The organism is Iningainema tapete BLCC-T55 (assembly GCF_014698965.1).
Classification (GTDB): Bacteria; Cyanobacteriota; Cyanobacteriia; order Cyanobacteriales; family Nostocaceae; genus Iningainema; species Iningainema tapete.
Genome location: NZ_JACXAE010000040.1, coordinates 117,401 through 137,567, shown reverse-complemented (window position 1 = coordinate 137,567; position 20,167 = coordinate 117,401). Strand labels below are relative to the sequence as shown.

18 protein-coding genes and 1 pseudogene are annotated in these 20,167 nt (G+C 43.0%); 13 read left to right on the top strand and 6 right to left on the bottom strand.

Features of this window, described 5'->3' with window-relative positions:
- Nucleotides 1-1,617 carry a hypothetical protein gene (locus ICL16_RS11135; RefSeq protein WP_190827360.1) on the top strand — a complete coding sequence of 539 codons (1,617 nt, stop codon included), beginning with the start codon at nucleotides 1-3 and terminating at the stop codon, nucleotides 1,615-1,617.
- Nucleotides 1,618-1,705: 88 nt separating this feature from the next.
- Nucleotides 1,706-2,456: pseudogene (locus ICL16_RS11130) on the top strand (IS1 family transposase).
- On the opposite strand, the gene ICL16_RS11125 reads toward ICL16_RS11130, so the two are convergent.
- Nucleotides 2,445-4,763 carry a type III-B CRISPR-associated protein Cas10/Cmr2 gene (locus ICL16_RS11125; RefSeq protein ID WP_190827358.1) on the bottom strand — a complete coding sequence of 773 codons (2,319 nt, stop codon included), beginning with the start codon at nucleotides 4,761-4,763 and terminating at the stop codon, nucleotides 2,445-2,447. The pseudogene ICL16_RS11130 and the gene ICL16_RS11125 sit on opposite strands and share 12 nt — an antisense overlap.
- A gap of 288 nt (nucleotides 4,764-5,051) precedes the next feature.
- Here ICL16_RS11125 and ICL16_RS11120 point away from each other — a divergent pair, with 288 nt between their 5' ends.
- Complete coding sequence (locus ICL16_RS11120; RefSeq protein ID WP_190827356.1) at nucleotides 5,052-6,092, top strand: DUF5895 domain-containing protein; 1,041 nt, start codon at nucleotides 5,052-5,054, stop codon at nucleotides 6,090-6,092.
- A gap of 95 nt (nucleotides 6,093-6,187) precedes the next feature.
- Here the strand turns inward: ICL16_RS11120 and ICL16_RS11115 are convergent, their stop codons facing one another.
- The 3 genes from ICL16_RS11115 to ICL16_RS11105 form a co-directional block, all read right to left on the bottom strand.
- Complete coding sequence (locus ICL16_RS11115) at nucleotides 6,188-6,829, bottom strand: hypothetical protein (protein WP_190827354.1); 642 nt, start codon at nucleotides 6,827-6,829, stop codon at nucleotides 6,188-6,190.
- A 10-nt stretch (nucleotides 6,830-6,839) separates the two neighbouring features.
- A complete protein-coding gene (locus tag ICL16_RS11110) occupies nucleotides 6,840-7,361 on the bottom strand; it encodes a hypothetical protein (protein WP_190827352.1) in 522 nt (173 codons plus the stop codon).
- Between the two features lie 113 nt (nucleotides 7,362-7,474).
- Nucleotides 7,475-9,853: a M23 family metallopeptidase gene (locus ICL16_RS11105; protein WP_202895494.1), complete on the bottom strand. Its 2,379-nt coding sequence runs from the start codon at nucleotides 9,851-9,853 to the stop codon at nucleotides 7,475-7,477.
- Nucleotides 9,854-10,160: 307 nt separating this feature from the next.
- Here ICL16_RS11105 and ICL16_RS11100 point away from each other — a divergent pair, with 307 nt between their 5' ends.
- Nucleotides 10,161-10,886, top strand: coding sequence for a hypothetical protein (locus ICL16_RS11100; RefSeq protein WP_190827350.1), 726 nt, complete (start codon nucleotides 10,161-10,163; stop codon nucleotides 10,884-10,886).
- Between the two features lie 546 nt (nucleotides 10,887-11,432).
- On the opposite strand, the gene ICL16_RS11095 is transcribed toward ICL16_RS11100, so the two are convergent.
- Together ICL16_RS11095 and ICL16_RS11090 are read right to left on the bottom strand one after the other, a co-directional pair.
- Nucleotides 11,433-11,699, bottom strand: a complete 267-nt coding sequence (locus ICL16_RS11095; RefSeq protein ID WP_190827348.1) for a hypothetical protein — start codon at nucleotides 11,697-11,699, stop codon at nucleotides 11,433-11,435.
- 779 nt (nucleotides 11,700-12,478) lie between these two features.
- Complete coding sequence (locus ICL16_RS11090) at nucleotides 12,479-12,781, bottom strand: hypothetical protein (protein ID WP_190827346.1); 303 nt, start codon at nucleotides 12,779-12,781, stop codon at nucleotides 12,479-12,481.
- Between the two features lie 263 nt (nucleotides 12,782-13,044).
- Here ICL16_RS11090 and ICL16_RS11085 point away from each other — a divergent pair, with 263 nt between their 5' ends.
- The 9 genes from ICL16_RS11085 to ICL16_RS11050 all read left to right on the top strand — a co-directional run bounded on the left by ICL16_RS11085 (nucleotide 13,045) and on the right by ICL16_RS11050 (nucleotide 20,090).
- On the top strand, nucleotides 13,045-13,608 hold the full coding sequence (locus ICL16_RS11085) for a DUF3768 domain-containing protein (protein ID WP_190827344.1): 564 nt from the start codon (nucleotides 13,045-13,047) through the stop codon (nucleotides 13,606-13,608).
- Nucleotides 13,609-13,810: 202 nt separating this feature from the next.
- Nucleotides 13,811-15,559 (top strand): bifunctional 3'-5' exonuclease/DNA polymerase, encoded by a 1,749-nt coding sequence (locus tag ICL16_RS11080; protein WP_190827342.1) that lies wholly within the window; start codon nucleotides 13,811-13,813, stop codon nucleotides 15,557-15,559.
- Nucleotides 15,560-15,760: 201 nt separating this feature from the next.
- Nucleotides 15,761-16,087, top strand: a complete 327-nt coding sequence (locus ICL16_RS11075; protein WP_190827340.1) for a hypothetical protein — start codon at nucleotides 15,761-15,763, stop codon at nucleotides 16,085-16,087.
- 134 nt (nucleotides 16,088-16,221) lie between these two features.
- A complete protein-coding gene (locus ICL16_RS11070) occupies nucleotides 16,222-16,509 on the top strand; it encodes a hypothetical protein (protein WP_238360723.1) in 288 nt (95 codons plus the stop codon).
- Between the two features lie 74 nt (nucleotides 16,510-16,583).
- Nucleotides 16,584-16,706: a hypothetical protein gene (locus ICL16_RS46765; protein ID WP_273038635.1), complete on the top strand. Its 123-nt coding sequence runs from the start codon at nucleotides 16,584-16,586 to the stop codon at nucleotides 16,704-16,706.
- A gap of 47 nt (nucleotides 16,707-16,753) precedes the next feature.
- Nucleotides 16,754-17,368, top strand: a complete 615-nt coding sequence (locus tag ICL16_RS11065; RefSeq protein WP_238360722.1) for a PD-(D/E)XK nuclease family protein — start codon at nucleotides 16,754-16,756, stop codon at nucleotides 17,366-17,368.
- Nucleotides 17,369-17,448: 80 nt separating this feature from the next.
- On the top strand, nucleotides 17,449-17,913 hold the full coding sequence (locus tag ICL16_RS11060; RefSeq protein ID WP_190827338.1) for a GNAT family N-acetyltransferase: 465 nt from the start codon (nucleotides 17,449-17,451) through the stop codon (nucleotides 17,911-17,913).
- Between the two features lie 155 nt (nucleotides 17,914-18,068).
- Complete coding sequence (locus tag ICL16_RS11055; protein ID WP_238360721.1) at nucleotides 18,069-19,154, top strand: alpha/beta hydrolase; 1,086 nt, start codon at nucleotides 18,069-18,071, stop codon at nucleotides 19,152-19,154.
- 51 nt (nucleotides 19,155-19,205) lie between these two features.
- Nucleotides 19,206-20,090: an SDR family NAD(P)-dependent oxidoreductase gene (locus ICL16_RS11050; RefSeq protein ID WP_190827336.1), complete on the top strand. Its 885-nt coding sequence runs from the start codon at nucleotides 19,206-19,208 to the stop codon at nucleotides 20,088-20,090.
- Nucleotides 20,091-20,167 lie beyond the last annotated feature (77 nt).

Genomic DNA, 20,167 nt, shown 5'->3' with positions numbered 1-20,167 from the left:
ATGACAATATGGGTTGTAACTATAGGTAGCAATGATGTTCAGCTACAAACAGAGGACAGATGGAATTCTCTGTATTCGACAGTTAGGAACCAATTCAACAACCTTAGATTTATGCCTTCCCCAGTAGATGAGGAAAAACGTTTCACAGTACCTGCAAGAGTGATGGGGATTGTTTACGGAAATCAACCTGACTTTAATAATTTAGTATTCCCTCTACTGGATACTTTTTCTGAAAAACTTTTAGAGACAAGTAAAACTATTCCTGACAAAATTATAGTGCTTCTCACTGACCAAGAGGAGTTATTTGCTGAAAGCAGCAATAAGCGGTTAAAAAAATGTCCCTATTGGAAAGATACTTGTACCCTAAAACCCATTTTGCAAAGGTACTTTCAGGAAAAGTTTCCCAAAGCAGAACAAATTTACAAAATTCTCAAACCCGAAGAGGGAAGTAAAGGTTTAGACCATTGGGACAAGACACTCAAGCTAGTTCAAGAAACTCTATCGCATTTGGAATTTAACAAGTTGGAAGATATTTATGTTAGTCATCAGGCAGGAACTCCCGCTATTTCTTCAGCGATTCAATTTGTAAGTCTTGGCAGATTTGGTAAAAGAGTAAAGTTTTTGGTAAGCAATGAGTATAAACAAGACTCAGCGGAGGTGATTAAAAGTTCTGATTACCTACGAGGAATACAAATTCAACAAGTCAAGGGGTTAATTACTTCAGGTTCTCCTGGTGCTGCCAGGAAACTCATAGAAGTAGAGAAAATAGATGTTTCGGCGATTTCTGAACTAGATAACTTGGTTAATTTCTTTAACCTCAATCGTTCGGGTGTTAATAGTGGAAGTGAATTTGAGGTCGAATCAGCTACTCAGCGAATTGTTGATGCTCTTGATCTAATTGGTAAATTTCTTAAAAATAATAGTTATCTGCAGGGAATAACCCTCCTTACTGCTGCTCAAGAAACCTTTTTAAAGGCGGCAATTAAAAATGAGATTTCTGGGATAAGGCTTTCTTTATCAATTAATGGTAAACATCAGGAGTTTAAGGCTGAGGATTTGATTCAATGGCAACAAGCCGGCTTACTTTTTATTAAAAATACGAAAGACAAAGACAAATATCAAGATAATCTTTTGAAGCAAAGATTAAAAATTACTGGCACTGACGAGCATGAAGTAACTAGAATTAAGATAGAAGTCTTAAAACAGTTAAAATTCCCTGTTTCTGATTTCGATAAAAAATTTAATAAAAGAGACTTTAAAGTAATAAGTAGTAATTCTGGGTTACTAAAATGGTTGCGTCAACTCAGACCTGATTTTCAAGAAAAAGATAAAGCTTGGGCGATGTTAGAATGGACTTGTATTCTAAAAGATGATAATAGTCAATATGATGATGACATACGTAATCAGCTAATGCATAATTTGCTAGGGGTGGAAAAGGATGAGGTGATTAAATACTTGCTTGGAAATCAGGAGAATCCTACCGTAATTGAAGTTACCCAAGCTTATAATGACTATGTGAAAACACCATTTCTTGAGGCGCTAAGATTTTTGGGTCTTACATATAAGAGGGAGAAAGTAGACCAGAGATTGCAAGAGGTAGCAGATGCGATTCGTTGAAGCTGGAGATGTACTAAACTACTTGGTAGTCCTAAATATGTAATGATGATGTAAAATAGTATATGTTTAGTATGACTGGGAATCTCCTATGGCGATTTGTCCCGACTGTGGCTCTAATCAGACTGTAAAAAATGGTCATATCCACAATAAAAAACAAAGATTTAAATGTAGTGATTGCGGTCGTCAATTTATTGAGGCTCCAACTAAAAAAGTGATTTCACAGTCTATTAAATCTTTAATAGACAAACTTTTATTGGAGAGGATTTCTTTAGCCGGAATAGCAAGAGTGACAGGTGTTTCTGAAGTTTGGCTACAACAATACGTAAATGCCTTACATGAATCGGTTCCGCAACAAGTTCAAGTTCGCGCGAAAAAAAGGGTAAGCTGACGATTCAATGTGATGAGGCATGGTCGTTTGTAGGTGATAAAAATCATAAACAATGGATTTGGTTAGTAATAGATGTAACTACTAGGGAAATCGTCGGAGTTTACATTGGTGCTCGTAACAAAGATGCTGCTAGAGGACTATGGAATTCCTTACCTGCAGTCTATCGCAAAGTCTGCCGGGAAGAGAATCTTCCCGGCAGACTTTGCGTCAATGTGCCGTTTGTTATACAGATTTTTGGTCTTCTTATGAAGAAGTTTTCCCACAATCTAGACATAAAGCAGTTGGTAAAGAGACTGGTAAAACTAATTACATTGAGAGATTTAATAATACAATGCGTCAACGAATATCACGATTAGTTAGAAAAACTTTGTCTTTTTCTAAAAAGTTGGAAAATCATATTGGCGCTATCTGGTATTTTATACATCACTATAATTCATCATTACATATTTAGGACTACCGAAAAATCTAGCAAGGCACGGTTAAGTCCCACATGAGTAGCTGGTCCCATACGCTTTGTAGTTTCTAGCAGTTCCTCCCACCCCTGCTCTGGGTAACTGGCTAGTTGCGATTCGACAATGTAGTGCTTGTATTTCTTCAATTTTGCGCCAGACACATACTTGCCCATTCCATCGCCATCGGCAAGGACAATTACCCACCAATCAGCTGGACTACCGTCACCAAAGCCACTTTCTTTGTGAGCTTGTTCTACAAGCGATCGCAGAATTTTAACTTCTTCTTGGTGTAAATCCATGTCCTCCGCTAGCCACTTACTGGAGAACATAACACCGTTATAATCTTGACCATCTTGATTCTTAGGGTTGATTTTGGCATCAATTTTGGGTATTTGAAAGGAGCGACCACGAGTGCGGGAACCAAACTTAAGCTTGTACTTTTTTGGTACGTTGTCTCTAATCAATCCTGCTAGTACTCGCCAATACTGGCGTACTCGTTGCTCGTAGTTATGGGCAAACCTAGCGGCGGCGATGGAACTGAGGTTAGGAAAGCGAATCAATCGTTCATAGTAAATCTCTGGTGGGGCAATGATAGTAGCAGGTGTGCCTAGTGCTTCGGCATCTTCAACGTTTAACTCTAAGTTATTAGTCAGTTGTTCACTAGTACCCTCAACAACTACCTTAATACCCAACGATTCAGCCACTCCTCCATACACCCAAGCCATGCGCCTAGTGAGTTCCAAGGCATTGAGCTTTTCTGAACCGTTGAAAAGTCCTGGGTACGCTTCAGCCATCACCAGCCAGAAGAGGCGCATTGAACCTGCTGATACACCTGCACCTTCAGTGAACCTACCTTCGTAATGTAATTGGGGATGCACGGCACTAAATTGACCAGAAAGGGTGGAACGTTCTCCTGGCGCTGTAGGAATTTGCCAAGTACGAGTATTTTTGACTGATTGAATCAATTGTCCGAGACGAGATTGCACATTACCCCACCACGTCCCAACGTTAAGGGTTCTGTAAGCTATTTCTTCGGCTTTTGTTGGGGTAGGTTGAGCATTACGAGAGGGTGCGATCGCTTCCTGCGCCTCTTTCCATATATTATCAAAGCAACCTTGGTTATCTTTCTTGGTAGTCACTAGTTCTTCGTCTGGGTTGCCCAAAGGAACTGCTGTCCAGTAACTCTCCCAAGTGTTACTGATTTGGGCATCCCAAAGCTTGTTCCACTCCCAACAACCCCCAGAAAGCCATTTTTCTAAGTCTCGCTCACAAGCATGGCGATCGGCATCGGGAAACTCAGCTAAAATTGCGGATCGCTGTTCCTGTTTTTCAGGGTTTTTCAGGAAGTTCTTCACCTGCTGCTTAATCTCTGACCTCAATTTATATGCAATCTGTTTCCACTCACATCTAAGCTTTTGTGCTAACTTATCTCCTAAATCTTTAGCTGCTTTCTCTCCCGGCACTAAAACTGTAATAACATTTGGAAATCCAGCGGTACTCAAAGAAGTGGATTTTTTATTCTGAAAACGACCAACAGGATCTACCCCATCTTGCAACCGGGCAAAGTATGCAGCAAAATCTGGATATTTTTGGACTAGCAGCGCGTCAATAATTTCTTGACTCCAAAGCGAGGGAGTAATTACTGCATCTGGTCCATAAGTTTCAGCAATGTACCAACACAGCTTTACACTCAAATAGTGCAGCAGATAGGAACCCGCCCAGAAATCCAAAAACTTGCGTGACGACTTAATAAACTCCTGAACTGGTGAAAAGGTGAACAGCAACAAATAAGGATGTTCAGGTTTTTCTAACTGCCATTGTTCGGGAAACATGGCACCTACAAGAGCAGAAACAGTACTTTTATAACTGTGAAGCGGACAATCTGGGAGAATTTTGTGAGCGGGAATTAAAAGTGCATCAGGTTGTTGACTTGCCTGCGCCTCTGGATAAAACCGCCAAAACCACCAAAACACCTTTTCCACATCTGGTTCTTTAGCTATCTGGCTGATCTCAAATGCTGTATCAAATTCCTGTTCTGTAATTTCTTGAGACTCACCACTAATTGGATGGCGCACCTGTACATTATTACTTACAGCTAGTGATTTCAATTCCAGGTTCACTCGGTCGGAAGAACTGCCGATATCAGCCGCCTGCTCACCCAGTTTGCTTCCTTCACTCCACCACCAAGTGTCCAACTCGACTAAATGCTGTTGTAAGCATTGTAGCTGTTTGCACACAACATTGCACCGAACAGGTTTCGTTGGTTCGTGCAGTAGAGCATACAGCTTGCGGTGATAGACATTCATGCCCATGTATCCTTAGAGACTCTCCAAGTTTATAACGCCAGTATTTGAAAACAAGTAGTTTTCATGCGAATGACAAAATTATTACCATCATTGAATGCTCTTAAAAGTACATTTATTTATATAAGTATATAAAATTACATACATGCAAAATGATAGCCATCCGGATTTTTTTGCCCGTTGTATTCGCTTTTCACAAAATGCCTACGAGTTAACCAATATTATCTTGTTAAAATTTAATATCTGTGGCTACCGCCACGTTTGAGGGCAGAAACTTTAACTCTCACCCTCATGGTTAGAACTAATAACAAATCTACTAAATCTAGAACCAAATCAACTGAACAAGAAGTCACCCAAGAGGCAACTCAAGTTCAAGATCAAGATTTGGATTTCGATATTGACCCCGAATTACTCGGAGCAGAATACAATCAAGTTCGCCGCCCTGTTTTGCCCTATGGGATTGTCATCAATGATAACCCCGCAGGCATCCTCATTCCAGAAGATCAACTGGAAAAGGCGAATTGGTTAGCCATGCCTGATGATGACGATCTAACTACTGTCACACTTAGTGAAGACGTGACTGGTTTGCTACTTACTAAAGCCCGAATTCTCGTCTTAGGCTTCATACCTGAATACATTCGCTATAAAAGCGATGTCCCCGATGTCGGTGGCACTGTTGTTGGACTTTACGATGAGTACAAACTAAACCTCGACAAGAAAACAATGGACGTTGTAAGCGAACACGCCCTGGTGTTCCTGGACGAAAACAATCGCCCAATGCATTCAACTCCCATCGTCATCCGCTTTAAAAACGTGGCGCTGTGGAGCTTCAAAGCAGCTCGTGACGAGTTTTACCGACTGCTGGAAAAAACCTTTTCAGATTACTTCAAAGTACCATTTAGCGGTAAAAATGACAAATGGCGCTCATTGGGGGTGATCGATTGCCAGTTCAAAGCTGTCAAAGAAGGCGAAGGAAACAATAAATCCTACTGCTGCAAAACCGTCAGCTATACAAAGCCAACAATTAATAATCTACCGCAGCTTTATCTTGGCAAACCCCAACACAAAAATAGTATCTGGAATCTGCATGACACGATCGCTGGATTTACAGAAGCACCAGCCCTACCAGCTTCAGAAGAACTTGAAGTCAAAGTTCTCCCTCCAGCCGGGAAACCAGGAGAGAAAACGAAAACTTCTAGAGGCAGTCACAACAAACCACCTCGGAAAATCAGTCAAGTTGAAGAGGATGACGACTTCGAGGATGAACTTGAAGAAGAGGAATCGGAATTCGACGACGACTTTGATGATGATTTTAGCGATGATGAGGATTAAGCATAGTCCGAAAACCTAAAAAAGACCCCCAGCACCATTCGTGACTGGGGGAATCTTTTTTGGCAGCACCAAGAGTGCATCCCATGTGTAATACATTACTTGCTATTTTTCTCAAGTAATTGACTGCTGGCAAGCTGATAATTTTGACCATTGAAGCAAAAGAGCATTTGTCGAAGTCGATCGCCATCTAGCTGCATAACCTGCAAACAAGGCAAAGCCGCATCCGAGCGATCGCGTTGGCGGAGCCTCTCGTAGAGAAGCGGTTCCTCTGGAGCATCGCCAACTTGAAACAAAGGCTGATGCTGTGGTAAAAGAGGGTTGAGATAACTCGAAAAAACCTGGCTTAACTGCTCATTTTTACCAATTAGATAGCCAGTGTACAAACAGCCCGCTACTCCACAAACACCAGAATTATTGTAATCAAGGATAAGCAGTTTCCCTAAGCGTCCTTCTTGTGTCCAAGCCAGCACATCTGCATCTGCTTGAGTGGGATCAAGCTCAGTGTTCTGTTGGATAATTTGTTCTAAAGTCTTGACAGAAACTACAGATGATGCATTCTGCCAAGATACCGTTGCGGCACTAGAACTACAACCAACAGTTCCCAATAATAATGAAAGCAACAAAAAAACCCCAAGCCCAAAGCGGAACCAACGGGCAAGTGACATCCAGCAGCTTGGAGGGTTGGAAACGGGCGATGAAGATAAAACGTGATTTTTTGGCAATTTTGGTTTTGACACTGATATACCTCTATTTCGCTCTAACAACCTTGATATTTTTGGGTAGTGTAATTCCTACGTGTTGCAACGCCCAAATGTCCTCTTCAGCAAATTCCCAAGACGAGCCTTCAGATCGTGGTTGTAACGTGGCACGAAACTTATCCATTCCTCCTAACTTATTAATGGAGTAACGTAACTCGCCCAAAGCCAGTTGCCGCGCTACTTGCAACGGCACTACACGGTGGTAGGGGTAAAAGTCGTTCATGGGATTAGAAAGAAGAATCTGGCACGATTCCCCTTGGAGAGAAACCAGCAGAGAAAATGGCAGAGAGGCTTTTTCGGTATAAGCGTCCAGCAAGCGGTATTGAATGCCTTTTTCTGACACAGCCGTTACTGGTTCTGTCCTCACAACACCTTCAGGAACGCAGGCGCTGAGAACCTCTGTTGTTTGGCTGTAAGAAGGAGCAAACAACCCACCGATCAAGGAAATCATCAGGACAGTCAACGCGCCCCAAGTAAACTGCAACAACCTTCTTTTTGTTATTCTTTTCATTGAGACTCACTGGCGATCGCAACATTAAGTGGGAATTTGAAACCTCAACTGGGGTAAAGCCCAGGCATCCGAGAAACAAGAGCGACGAAGCGTCGGTTCTTTACTTCTATTGGCTAAGAAAGTCCAAATTGAGCCGGGTTGACAGGGCTACCAGAGGAGCAGGTTTCAAAATACAGATGTGGTTCTGTTGACAACCCCGTGCTGCCAATTCCACCTATCACTTGCCCTTGAGAAACTGTGTCTCCTGGGTTAACTTTGATACTTCCGGATTGCAGGTGAGCGTACCGAGTGGTTCTGCCGTTACCGTGGTCGATTTCAATCCAATTCCCGTAGCCGCCACCACAGCTGCTCTCACCTTGATTACAATTAGAGACAACTGACTTAACAACACCTCCATCAGCTGCTTTAACCGAGCTTCCAAGGGGTGCAGTATAATTAAGACCATTGTGCATTTTCCGCACAGCCGTGACTGGATGAGTCTGCCAACCGAAATCACTAGTCATTAGCCCATTTGAAGGTTTGACCAACTTGCCCGTCGCTTTAAGAACTGATGAAGCAGGAGGACTGGAGGACACAGATGAAGCAGTAGGAGTACAGGCAGCGCTAGTCAAAGTACTACCCGTGTCTGACTTGTATCGCTTCAAAACATCAAGCCCATAGTTGTAAACGGTCAGCCGACCATAGGTGTCGCTTGCACCAGAGTCAACTTTGGAGTATTCCCCCCCGAAGTGTTTTTGCGCTACTCGCTCAATCAAGCGATCGCCTAAGTAAGGTTTTCCAGTTTTAGGATCAATCTGCTTAGATGTAGAAGCAATCTTGTCTCGCAATGAAGCATTGAAAGCTGCTTCCTGATCCGCTGGCGGGTAAAACTCAAAAAGTTCTTCCTTCGTTATCTTCCCGCCGGAGCGAATCTTACTCAGCCACGCCTCACCACCTGGTTTACTGCTAATCGCCTTCACCGCGTAGGGGTTGTAGGACATATCTTGGTATTTTCCCAAAGCACGTCCGCAGTTCTGTCCTTTATCAGCACAAACATAAGGACCGAAACCATCAGACTGAGCGTCACTTCCGATAAGAGCGATCGCACTCCCTAAAGCATCTAAGTTGACCCCTTGCGAAGCAGCCTCAGATGTCTCCCCAGGAGAACAAGGTACATTAGCGGTTGAAACAGCATCTTGAACGGACTTGGGTGTCGATGCTGATGAAGACATTACTTCTTGTTGAGCCTGAGTCGGCATGGAAGCAGCAGTAACAAGCCTTTCATTCAAAGTCCCAATAAATATAGGAGAATTCACCCGATAAGTGAAGAAGGGGACTGGACCAATAAAGTAAGGCGTACAACCGCAAAGACTGCAAAACCGGAAAAATAAAGCAGTAGTAACGCTATCCGTCGTTTCATCTGTATCCCAAACTACCACTTTGAAAGAACTGCCAAACGGCAATCTCCCCGTTGGCTCTTTGCCACCGTTAACGCCTTTTAAACAACCCCAACCTCCCTCGACTTCCTGGTATTTACCGGAAATCCACTGCTTTCCTTCCAACGATCCGCGAGCTACTTGACCTTGATTTTCTAAATCGTCAAGCTCAATATAGGCACAATCTCCCTTACAGGGAACTGAAAAGCCTTGGACATCAGAGCCAGAAATGGTATTAGTCCGTTTAGCTTCAGCTTTGCTATAAACAGTATCGATCCGCATCACCAAACTGCCCAGTTCAGCAATGGGATTAGGCATGGCAGCCAAAGGTACAGCATTCAGCCCTGGCACGTCTTCAATGAAAGTGTTTTGCCAACCCGTAAACTGTTGAAGTGGAGTACTGTCTAAATTAGGAATGGAAGAAACTGAGTAACCACTCAAGTCTGTTTCCCCAAGCTTTAGTTGCCCTAATTGAGGATTTTGAGCTAGTACCTGAGCAATTTGAAGACTAGATACATCAATCCCCACGGCTTTAGTAGCAAGCAAAGTATCCACCGGGGCGACATCCCGGACATTGAATTGTCCCAAAAGCGGCACTGCCTTAACTAATTGGTCTAAAGTCTGCTCCGCAACCAGAGTAAAAGTACTCAAAGCAACCTGATTTAAATTCAAATTCGTAGCTTGTGCGATCGCTCCAACTGAAAGCAGTTCGGGTTGCAGTGGGCTGATATCCCCTAGCTTCATATACTGATCGGGAGTTTGCCCAGCCTGCCAACTACGGCTTAAGTCGTAACCAACAGCTTGCGTATACTGACTGGCATTAATGCTACCAGATTTACTTATCGGTGGCATCTGACTGAATGTTATTTGCTTCCAATCGGGTAAAAGAACATTCGTTATGGTGGGATTTCCTTGTTTATCAGCACTCCTAACTTCCCAAATCCGTGTTGGCAGACTTCCATCACTAACAGTTTGTCCTATCGCAGTTACCGGAGATACTAAAAAACTTAAAATGATTAAAAATGCAGAAAATATCCAAGTCAGAAAGCGCAAACATTTAAATGATCTTCTGTTCATTGTCTATTCAAAGCTTTCTTCAAAAGTTGTTTTTGATATCAAATCCGGTAGGATCTGAATGATTAAAAAACCGCTCCAGACGCTGAGGACGCGGAGGGAGTGTTGGAGAAATAATTCCGCCCCAAACGAATTTAATATGATTCGGCAAAATTTCATATAAAATCGCCATAAATTTGTAGCTACAAATCATTCAAAATTGACACACTAAATTAACCAACTCTCTTGAAAAATTGGTTCTGTCGATGGAAATAATTTTCAGTTAAGCTATCAGCCTAACGGCTGAGTTTAAAAAAATTCAGCCTTCCCTATGAACCATCAAAAAGTTGAAATCAATAACGCCCAACTTAGCCTTTTGCCACCAGACATACTAGAACAAGTCAACAGCACTAAAACTGAAACCAAGCTTAAAACCAGTACCTTACAGGCATTGAAGCTTCTGGCGGCAATGGAAACTAATAGGGAATTCTTAGCATTATTACTCGAATTGGGAGAGTTCCGCGCCGATCATTTGCGATACCTGATGGGACCACTGGTATTTCACCGATCGCCTTGGGCAGAAACTGTCCCCGATTGGCTAAAAGCCGCCTGTATCCAAGATCGCTTTGAGATTATACTCGACGAGTATGAACGCGACGAAGTGGGAGAACACGCAACCGCAACAGAAATTTTAACCTACATGATGCCCGCTACCTACGAGGCTCCCTTGCATTACAGCTACTACCAGATCTATATGTGGGTTGGAAATCAGGTAATGACTAAACATAATCGTCTACCAGAGGGGTACAGCAACTTTTACGAGTTCACCGGAGCGTCTCCCATTGACTTTGACTCAATCAAGTATGACTACAACGACCTAGCCAGGTCAATCAGGAGAAGCGTAGTGCGTCATGCCGCTCAACAAGGCTGGGGCAAACGTCCAGCACGAAAGTCTTCTCAATCTGTAAGCTGCCAAGTATCACCGAACCTTGCCAAATCACCTCCCAGCACCTCAGCAGCAAACCAACCGTCAGAAGTCCAACTCAAATTGTTTTAGCCCCTTTAGCCCCAATCCCTGCAGGGCATTAGCCCTCTAGAATTAGCAAGCGCGTTCTGTAGGCGATCGCGCTTACCAATGCCTCAACATTATCGCTTTGAAGCCCGTTCCTCTGCTATCAGTTCACCAGCTAATCTTTTGATCTGTTAGTGCTTTTCCTGTAGCAGCAGCTCAAGCTTTTCCCTTAAGGTCAATTCCATATCTAGACCTCTCTCCTCTCAAGTGACCTGGCTATGAGGTACGCGGTATTTACATCGTATTCTTGAGCAATTCGCCGCCCAATTACCCGGTAAGTGGTCTTACTCCTGTCCGCATAATCATCAAACAACTCACCAGCCCACCGTTCTGCTTTCGTGCGATATTCGCCATACTGCGTGTAATTAAACGCTGCTTCTTCCACAAACCACACAGGGACGTCCTGAAACTGATATAGAGCGAATATCCTAGCTGCATAATGCGCTTTGTCAGCCTCAGACTTAACTGGGGCAACATCAGCGGTTTTCTCTTCGGATTGGTCAGGCGATCATTCTTCTGGGTTTGGATTAGTCATGGTTGCCGCTCCTCCTCTGCCCCATATGCCGCATCTAATGCTTGTTCCCACATCTTCCGTGGTGCCAGCTTGACAACTTCCACCAGTCCAAAGCACTGGAGAGACATTGCCAGCAATTCTTTAGCATCCATCTCACCTTTGCCCAAGTAGCCCTCACGTAACTCTAATTTCTCTGGGCAACGGCGAGCGTATTCGTCAAACTTCAATGGGTTGGGCTTTAGTCCAATCTTCTCTAGATCCGAGCGCTGAACCTTATACGGCATGGCTACCACCTAAGAGTTGTTCGCAATTCCCTTATAGTACAAGCGTATTGTTACGCACACAACGGTCAAAATGACATTTCTACCCACGATTTAAAGGCACTTTTTGCCACTAGTTACCCGAATTCTCTGCTTTGCTGCATAAATCTGAAAATTTCGCGTACTGGCACAGATCCAAAAATCGGACTTGTAATCCGCTCACTCCATTAAGCACTGTCTACACTGCCTTGCTTTAGTAGAAGCGCTAATAAAGGCTAAAGATAGAGAAGCTATTACCTTGTGCAAGTAGTTGAAAACATTGATAACACTAGCTTTTAGCTGTTATCTACCGAAGTATACAAAAGTTTACACGGTTCCGGGTTTCAACGGTGTAGTAACTTTTTCGACGGTTGGGGTTGACAAAGTGTAATTTCAAACCTCATTTTCTAGAAGAAAAAAGTAAAGTTCCAATTCCAACAGAAAATTCGGAACTTGGCAGAGCGTGACAGCAACTCTTGCATTGCACCTACCTAAGGTTGTACAAACCTATAGAAATTAATTTATACTACAATTTTTATAACCGTTTTATCAAGAATTTTTGGTTTAACAAATGTATTAACATCATAAATAAAAAGAACTAACAGGAAAATTAATAAAGGAGTTGATATCATCCATCGAAATGGGAACAGTAATCCAATAACTGCTAGTACCATGACTACAAATGTAATACCTAAGTTGCCAACGAAAGAAAGGCTTTGTTTATACTTAGTATAACCTACAAATTCTTCCCATAATGGAATCATTTATAAACTTTTGTATGAGCTTTTCAAATTAGGCTCAAGGTAATTGCGACAATAAAAAGCAATACGGTCAATACCAAAGTTGTAATTATTGATTAGAAGGTCAAAGAATATTGAGGCGAGAGCTAAAACAGTCCAAATTATATTGGGAAGCTTGTCAAAATTGGCGATGACTAATCCGGCGGCAGTGCTAATAAAGGAAATCTTAAACCCGATGATCTGGGCACGTATCTTCTGAAGCTCAACCATCTCCTTACGAAGATCCATCATCAAATCCCATTTCTTATCAGGTTCGTTAGACTGCATAGATGCTCCAGATTCGTAACTTATTAAAACAAAGGGAGTTACAACGTTAATCTCCTAAATATCTTGTATTTTACTCTATTGCTAAGCGCTTTGATAAAAAGCACTTGAATGGACAACTTGAATGGATAACTTGGCACAAGGTAACAGCTTCTCTATCCTTAGCCCAATAATCAGAAAGAAATCAGGGCTAACGCCCTTTAGGGTTAACCAGCAGGCGAACGCGAGGACGTAGCTGGATGTAACCCTATATTTGATCGAAATCAATGAAACAAGCAATAGAGCAGCTGTGGCAGCAGCATGGTGAAGACCATTTTATCGAAGTCTTAAGTGACTTTTTAAGAGAAAAACAAAGCGCAACATTTGAAGGCACTTCATACTGGACATTGCTCAAAGTCCCTGCTGAATTTGATCCAGACAGTGTAATCGAAGCAGCTTATAGTTGCCGAAAGCCCAAACTTAAAATATCGATTGCAGAATTAAATGACCGCTTTCGCCAAGGTGACGCCAGTCTGGGCATAACTCGCATAACCCGTGGCGTTCAAGCCCTCCCACCAGGCAAATTAGTCCAACTCATTCAACTTGTGCGTAGCTTTGACAAATTCATTCCTAAGAATGACCCGTATGATGAACACGATCTAGCGGTGGTGGAAATGGACGGGATTCGATATTTTTATAAAATCGATTACTACGACCGTGAAGCATTCAACAAAGGTCAAGATTTGAGTTCTGATGATCCAAGCAACCCTGATAAGACTTGGCGGGTTGGGATGTTAATGCGTGCAGACGAGTCTAAAAACTTGGTACTTTCAATTCCGCGCTCATTCTAAGCAGTTCTCGACCACAACACTTAACGCGAATGACAAATAACCTTAATTCTTTACAAACGAGAACAAATGTAGCGGGGGGTTTTAACTAGAAGTTGATTCATAAAACTAGAACATATGTTGACTTCTGTTGAAGTCAATTTTTTTGACTTTTTAATTTTTTCATTTAACCAAATATACCATCAACTCTGATTAACAAAGCGCCATGAATTTAACTTTAAATACAATTGATATGCAGTACCAGCTGGTACAGGATGCCCAAACTTTGGAGTCGGTATGTCAGTCCTTAGCTGCCGCCAAAGTGATAGGAATTGACACAGAAACAACCGGACTAGACCCCCGAACTCATCGACTTCGGCTGGTACAAATAGCAGCAAAGGGAATGCCCGTGATGATTGTGGACTTAGCCGCCATTCCCGTAGATAAACTGAAACCCCTAAAACAACTACTAACTAATGGTTATACTAAAGTTTTCCACAATGGCAAGTTTGACTGGTCTTTCCTCTCAATGGCTAATCTACAGCCCACTGGTCCTTACTTTGACACTCAACTGGCATCTCAAGTCCTTTTTGCTGGTTTGAAAAAGAGCCATACCCTAGCTGCCCTAGCCTCTAAATTCTTGAAAACAGAACTTAATAAAGATCTACAACACAGCGATTTTTCTGGGAAACTGTCGAATGACCAACTAGAGTATGCTGCCATTGATGCTGCCATTCTGCTCCCATTGCAAAAAATTCTCTACGCTCATCTCAAACGCGCTTCTTTGCTGCCAACCGCCTTTTTAGAGTTTGAAGCAATGCCCACCGTGGCACAAATGGAGCTAAACGGAATGCAGCTAGACCACCAAAAGTGGCTTGCCGTAAGTTTAGACTTGGAAGCGAAAAAGCAAGTAGCAGCTTTGCAGTTAAAAGAACTAAAAATCAGGCATTCATCTCAGCTTTCCTTACTCCCAGAATACACAGACCGTGTGAATCTTGAGTCTCCCCAACAAGTCCTGGCTGCCCTACAATCCAAGGGCATCCCCATTGACTCAACTAGCAAAAAAACCCTAATCCCACTAGCTAGCCAATACCCAATCATCCGGGCGCTGTTAGACTATCGCAAACTGTCAAAAATCACGTCAACAAATCTACTAGAATATGTTCATCCTGTAACAGGTAGAATACACGCCCAATATCGTCAATGCGGTGCCCGTTCGGGTCGGTTCAGCTGTCGCAGCCCAAATTTGCAAAATATTCCGCGAGAGAAGGCAATAAGAAGCTGCTTTGTTGCTTCCCCTGGCTACAAAATCATCAAAGCTGATTACAGCCAAATCGAACTGAGAATAACAGCCGTACTCAGTGGCGATCGCCGCATGATCAAAGCCTATCAACAAGGGCGAGACTTGCACGCGCTTACCGCTGCCTTGATTACTGGAAAATCTCTGACATCTATTACGGCAGAAGATCGGCGGCTAGCCAAGGCAATCAACTTTGGCTTGATCTATGGAATGGGAGCAGCCAAGCTGCAACTGTATGCTGAAACCGAATACGGTGTCATGATGACACTTGAGGAAGCACAGAGGTTCAGAAAACGTTTCTTCCAAGCTTACTCAGGCGTAGCCAAATGGCATGATAGGATTCGTTGCACTGTCTACGGCAGAGGAATTAGAGAGATTCGGACAATTGGTGGACGGCGACGACGCTGGGCAAATAAACCTCGTCTTTCTGAACTGCTAAATCACCCTGTACAGGGAACCAGTGCTGATATTACCAAAATCGCCATTGCCAAGCTATTCAAAACTTTGGGTAAAACGGGTGCGAAATTGATTGGCACGGTACACGATGAAATTATCTTAGAATGCCCCGAACAACAAGTTGCACCAGTGAGCAAGATTTTGCACAAATGTATGCTTCAAGCAGCGGCAAAATTCCTCAATCCCCTACCTGTGTTAATTGAAGTCCACATTGCTTAAAGCTGGAGTTAATCGACCAGTTTTAGCTGTACCGCTTGTTGCCCCACGCCAACATTTGACCATTCACGAGCGCAGGCTACTTTCTCCTGGACTAGATCGGCATCCAAGGCAAATCTTCAGGTGATACTATCATATAAGTTAAAACATACTTTCACCCCTCAGTTTACCATAAATTATCAGGTAAATTGGGGCGTTTTTATAGTGAGAGTTTTAAGGAGAAATCTGGAGCAAATTGTTAAACCAGTGAAGCCAAGAGAGTTTTGCCGTCTTTGGTTCGGTGCAGATGAAGAAATGGAGAAATCAAGGGGCTATCGTGCTGAATGCGTCCGGCTACTTTCGCGGATTCTAAGCGTGAAGCCAGAGACTATCAGCAGTAAATGGGGCGAGGGTATTGAGTTTGAGAAGATGCCAGTGCAGCACGAGAAAACCTTATCTTATGCAAACTCTTTACGGGACATCATCGACGCCGCTGGTAAAAATCCGGAATTAGTAAACATCATCATGGAACGCATCAAGAAATCACCGTAAACAATCACCGTAAAATTTACGGTAAACCTCTTGTCCTAGTCTGGCTAAATTGGGATGATGAAAGCATGACCGATTTCTGACCAGAATGTGAGCGTTGCCCACAGGTGGCTCACCTGATATGGAGACCTATCACAATGAACACAGATGATCAAAAAGCAGTTTCCAAGGCTATGACCCAAAATTTTCTATCCAGTGAAAACCCTACGCCACCTAAATCTGACCACCAAGCTGCTTCCCAAATAACTCCAGACAGAGAACCCATCAAGCATCTGCTAATTGGTTCCCCCAAAGCCGTGAAAACTACGATTCACACTTTGCATAGTCTTGGATATGTCGAAGTTGGAGCTTGGAGTCCCCTAGTACCAACTGCCAACCCCGGCGAAGTAATGAGTATCTTGAATCGGTACATTTTGGTACAGTAGCGGCGATCGCGATGTGGGTGAGGGTGATGCCGCCGTCTTGAAAGTCAACTGTTGATGGAGGCAACCCTTGCTGTGTGACAAATAGTATGTTCACACAGCGCACTCCACCTTTAGGATTAGCTAACCGATGCCGAAAATTAAAGCTGGAACTGCGCTATGCTGATGGCAAAATTATTCACATAACTTGCGATGACTAAGATTCTAGCAATTTCAGCTATATATCACTACGTTTAGACAAGTTGAGGTGAAACTCGGTCTAACACTAGCTGAAGATCGGCAGTTTTTCACAGAATGGATGGATGAGTTACCGTCATTAAGTGAGTTAGAGCAAGCACGACTTGATCAGGTGCGACGAAATTACCTTTACCAAATTTCTGATGGCATTCTTCTAGAGGAAACAATTAAAATGGTCGTGCTTTCTCCGTTACTAGAGCTTGCTGGTTTTTATCAAGCTCCTTACAAATTTAGGGCAGAATATCCGGTGGAGATTGAGGCACTTGGTGACAATGATGAAATTTTGCGCGGGCGGATTGATGCCTTAGTGTTGCTTGACAAGCTTTGGGTTGTTTTGATTGAGTCGAAAAAGACAACGTTTGATTTAGAGCTGGCAATTCCCCAAACGCTGGCATACATGGCAGCTCATCAAAAACCAGAGCAACCGCTTTATGGCATGATGGCAAACGGCAGCAGTTATTTGTTTATCAAAACTTTGGGTCATCTGTACGGAGTTTCGGATTTGTTTGCTACGCGTAGACGCGAAGCGGCTTGTCGTCAGACATCGCCTCATCGCAATAATCTCTATGAGGTGTTAAAAATATTAAAGCACTTTGGGGGTTTGATTACTAGAAATGAGGAATGAAAGTTGCTACTGGATCACCAAAATATAGAATAACTAATAACAATTATCAACCAAAACTTGGTAATTTGGAGGTGAATTCAATGTCCCAGGAAGTTGTAATTCGGAGGGCTGAACTTAAAGATGCTGCGGTTCTTGTGGAATTTAACTGTGAAGACGCTCGTGAGACTGAAGATAAGGAGCTAATTCACGATGTCATTTCCTCAGGGGTCAAAACTCTACTCGAAGATTCCAATCTCGGATTCTATATTGTAGCGGAGCGAGATGGCGAGATTATTGGTACTCTTATGATTACAACTGAATGGAGTGATTGGCGAAACGGAATGTTTTGGTGGATTCAGAGTGTTTATGTCCGTCCAGATTGCCGCAGACAAGGTATTTATCGACGACTCTATCAGCACGTTCAAACCCTCGCGCTTGCAAATCCTAAAGTTTGTGGATTCAGATTATATGTTGAACGGGAGAACACAACAGCTCAGCAGACGTACAAGTCTCTCGGTATGGAAGAAACCCACTATAAAATGTTTGAAGATATCAAGGACGGGTAATGGTACTTTAATAAAACGACATAACAGGCATCCCACAGTGACCCCTGATATGACACCGCAAGATTTTGATATAACCGCGCAAGAATCGGGGCTGTAATCGCCTTGGTAATTCCCTAAATTGGATTTAACAAAGGAAAACCAACGGAGAAACAACCATGAAACTGATGAATAAAGCCATCCAAGCTTGCACTCTTTCTTTGATTTTATTTGCCAATAGTGCTTGCGCTCAGAGCCAGAATATAGGAAAAAACAATAATTTAGCGCTACCACAGGTGCAGCAAGTTGACGATAGTGCGATACTCCAAGGAGTAGCTGCTGCCATCGCAGGTGTCAATAACTATAAACCTGGTATAAATCGCGTTACGTTCCCAAGCTCCGGGGAAACCCTGGTGGGAAATCTATATTTACCTGCAAACTACAAAGCTGGTGATAAATTACCTGTGGTAGTTGTCACGGGTGCTTGGATGACTATCAAAGAACAAATGCCTGCTACCTATGCTCAAAAACTTTCAGAACAGGGATTTGCAGCATTTACATTTGATTTTCGCACCTTTGGGGAAAGTGGTGGGAAGTTGCGCGGGTTTGAATCTCCGACCGAAAAGATGAAAGATATTAAAAATGCAGTAAGTTTCTTGCAGTCGGTAAATGCGATTGATAGTAATAAAATTGTTGGGTTAGGGATTTGTGCTAGTGCTGGTTATATGGCGCAGGTAACCGCTGAAGATGGACGCATCAAGTCATTAATTACCGTTGCACCTTGGATTCATGACCCAGCAATTGTTAGTGCTGTTTATGGCGGAGAAAAGGCAGTAGAAGACAAAATTAAAATTGGTAAAGCGGCGAGAAAGCAGTTTGAAAAAACTGGAAATGCCGAAGTTGTTCCCGCAGCTAGTAAAACCAATCCCAAAGCACCAATGTTCGGTGAAATTCCTTATTATACGGACTCTCAACGGGGGGCAATTCCTCAGTGGAGTAATGAATTTGCGGTAATGTCATGGGCAGAATGGTTGACTTTTAACCCAATGCCCCAAGCTAAAAATATCAATGTACCAACATTATTTATTCATAGCAAAAAAGCGGCGATTCCTGAAGGTGCTAGTCAATTTTTCCAGAAGATTCCTACTAATAATAAAAAGTTTGCTTGGTTAGATAATCGCACTCAGTTTGATTTCTATGACCAGGATGCCACTGTAAAACAATCGGTTTCACTCATCGCCAATCATTTGAAATCAGCACTTTAAATTTTGGCGATTTCAAATGCAACCCAAATTAATCATCTTAGGAATCACATCATGAATACAGGTCGCCGTAAAATTTTAGCAGGATTGGGAACAGCAGGTTTAGCAGGTGCAATTTATACAAAAGCTACTGCCAATGACAACACAGAAAAACCCATTGCACAGAAGCCTGTCACTGTAGAACCACAAGGGCGATTCGCAAACAAGGTAGTTTTGATTACCGGGGCGACTTCCGGAATTGGCGAAGCCACTGCTAAAGCTTTTGCGAAACAGGGTGCGAAGGTCTTTTTCTGCGGTCGTCGTGAGAAACTGGGGGCAGAGGTGGAAAAGGAAATCCGCGCATCGGGTGGAGAGGCAACCTATATGCGTGCAGATGTTCGCAAACCGGAGGAAGTAAAAGCTTTTGTGGATGTCTGTGTTACCAAATATGGTCGTTTGGACATAGCTTTCAATAATGCAGGTGTTGATTACCCCCCAAAACCCATTGCCGACACAGCGATCGCAGAATTCGACGATTTGATGAATACTAACGCCCGTGGTGTTTTTCTGGGAATGAAATATCAAATTCCCCAGATGTTGAAAACGGGAGGTGGTGCGATTATTAACATGGCAAGTATTGGTGGCCGAAGCGCTTTTCCTAATATCGTCGGCTACGGAGCTAGTAAAGCTGCCGTGATTCACATGTCTAAGGCGGCGGCTCAAGAATACGGTAAAACCATTCGTGTTAATGCTGTCTCGCCGGGAGCGATTGATACAGCAATGCTTGACCGTGTTAAGCGCGATTGGAAGGTAACAGAAGAACAACTCCTCGCACCCTACCCTATTAAACGGGCTGGCAAAGCTGACGAAGTGGCAAGCCTAGTAATGTGGCTTGCCTCCGATGAAGCCTCCTACGTTTCGGGTGGCAACTTTAGTGTTGATGGAGGTGGACTTGGTTAAAAAATCCGAGTTTCGACCTTTGGGAAAACGAGCCAACTACATTTTGGTGACTTGAAACCCTGTTTCTCGTACCACCC

Coding starts and splice junctions, on each gene's coding strand:
- ICL16_RS11070 (WP_238360723.1), top strand. CDS start 16,222: ATGAACACAGATGATCAAAAAGCAGTTTCCAAGGCTATGACCCAAAAT.
- ICL16_RS11050 (WP_190827336.1), top strand. CDS start 19,206: ATGAATACAGGTCGCCGTAAAATTTTAGCAGGATTGGGAACAGCAGGT.
- ICL16_RS11105 (WP_202895494.1), bottom strand. CDS start 9,853: ATGAACAGAAGATCATTTAAATGTTTGCGCTTTCTGACTTGGATATTT.
- ICL16_RS11100 (WP_190827350.1), top strand. CDS start 10,161: ATGAACCATCAAAAAGTTGAAATCAATAACGCCCAACTTAGCCTTTTG.
- ICL16_RS11125 (WP_190827358.1), bottom strand. CDS start 4,763: ATGAATGTCTATCACCGCAAGCTGTATGCTCTACTGCACGAACCAACG.
- ICL16_RS11090 (WP_190827346.1), bottom strand. CDS start 12,781: ATGCAGTCTAACGAACCTGATAAGAAATGGGATTTGATGATGGATCTT.
- ICL16_RS11120 (WP_190827356.1), top strand. CDS start 5,052: ATGGTTAGAACTAATAACAAATCTACTAAATCTAGAACCAAATCAACT.
- ICL16_RS11110 (WP_190827352.1), bottom strand. CDS start 7,361: ATGAAAAGAATAACAAAAAGAAGGTTGTTGCAGTTTACTTGGGGCGCG.
- ICL16_RS11055 (WP_238360721.1), top strand. CDS start 18,069: ATGAAACTGATGAATAAAGCCATCCAAGCTTGCACTCTTTCTTTGATT.
- ICL16_RS11085 (WP_190827344.1), top strand. CDS start 13,045: ATGAAACAAGCAATAGAGCAGCTGTGGCAGCAGCATGGTGAAGACCAT.
- ICL16_RS11135 (WP_190827360.1), top strand. CDS start 1: ATGACAATATGGGTTGTAACTATAGGTAGCAATGATGTTCAGCTACAA.
- ICL16_RS11060 (WP_190827338.1), top strand. CDS start 17,449: ATGTCCCAGGAAGTTGTAATTCGGAGGGCTGAACTTAAAGATGCTGCG.
- ICL16_RS11080 (WP_190827342.1), top strand. CDS start 13,811: ATGAATTTAACTTTAAATACAATTGATATGCAGTACCAGCTGGTACAG.
- ICL16_RS11095 (WP_190827348.1), bottom strand. CDS start 11,699: ATGCCGTATAAGGTTCAGCGCTCGGATCTAGAGAAGATTGGACTAAAG.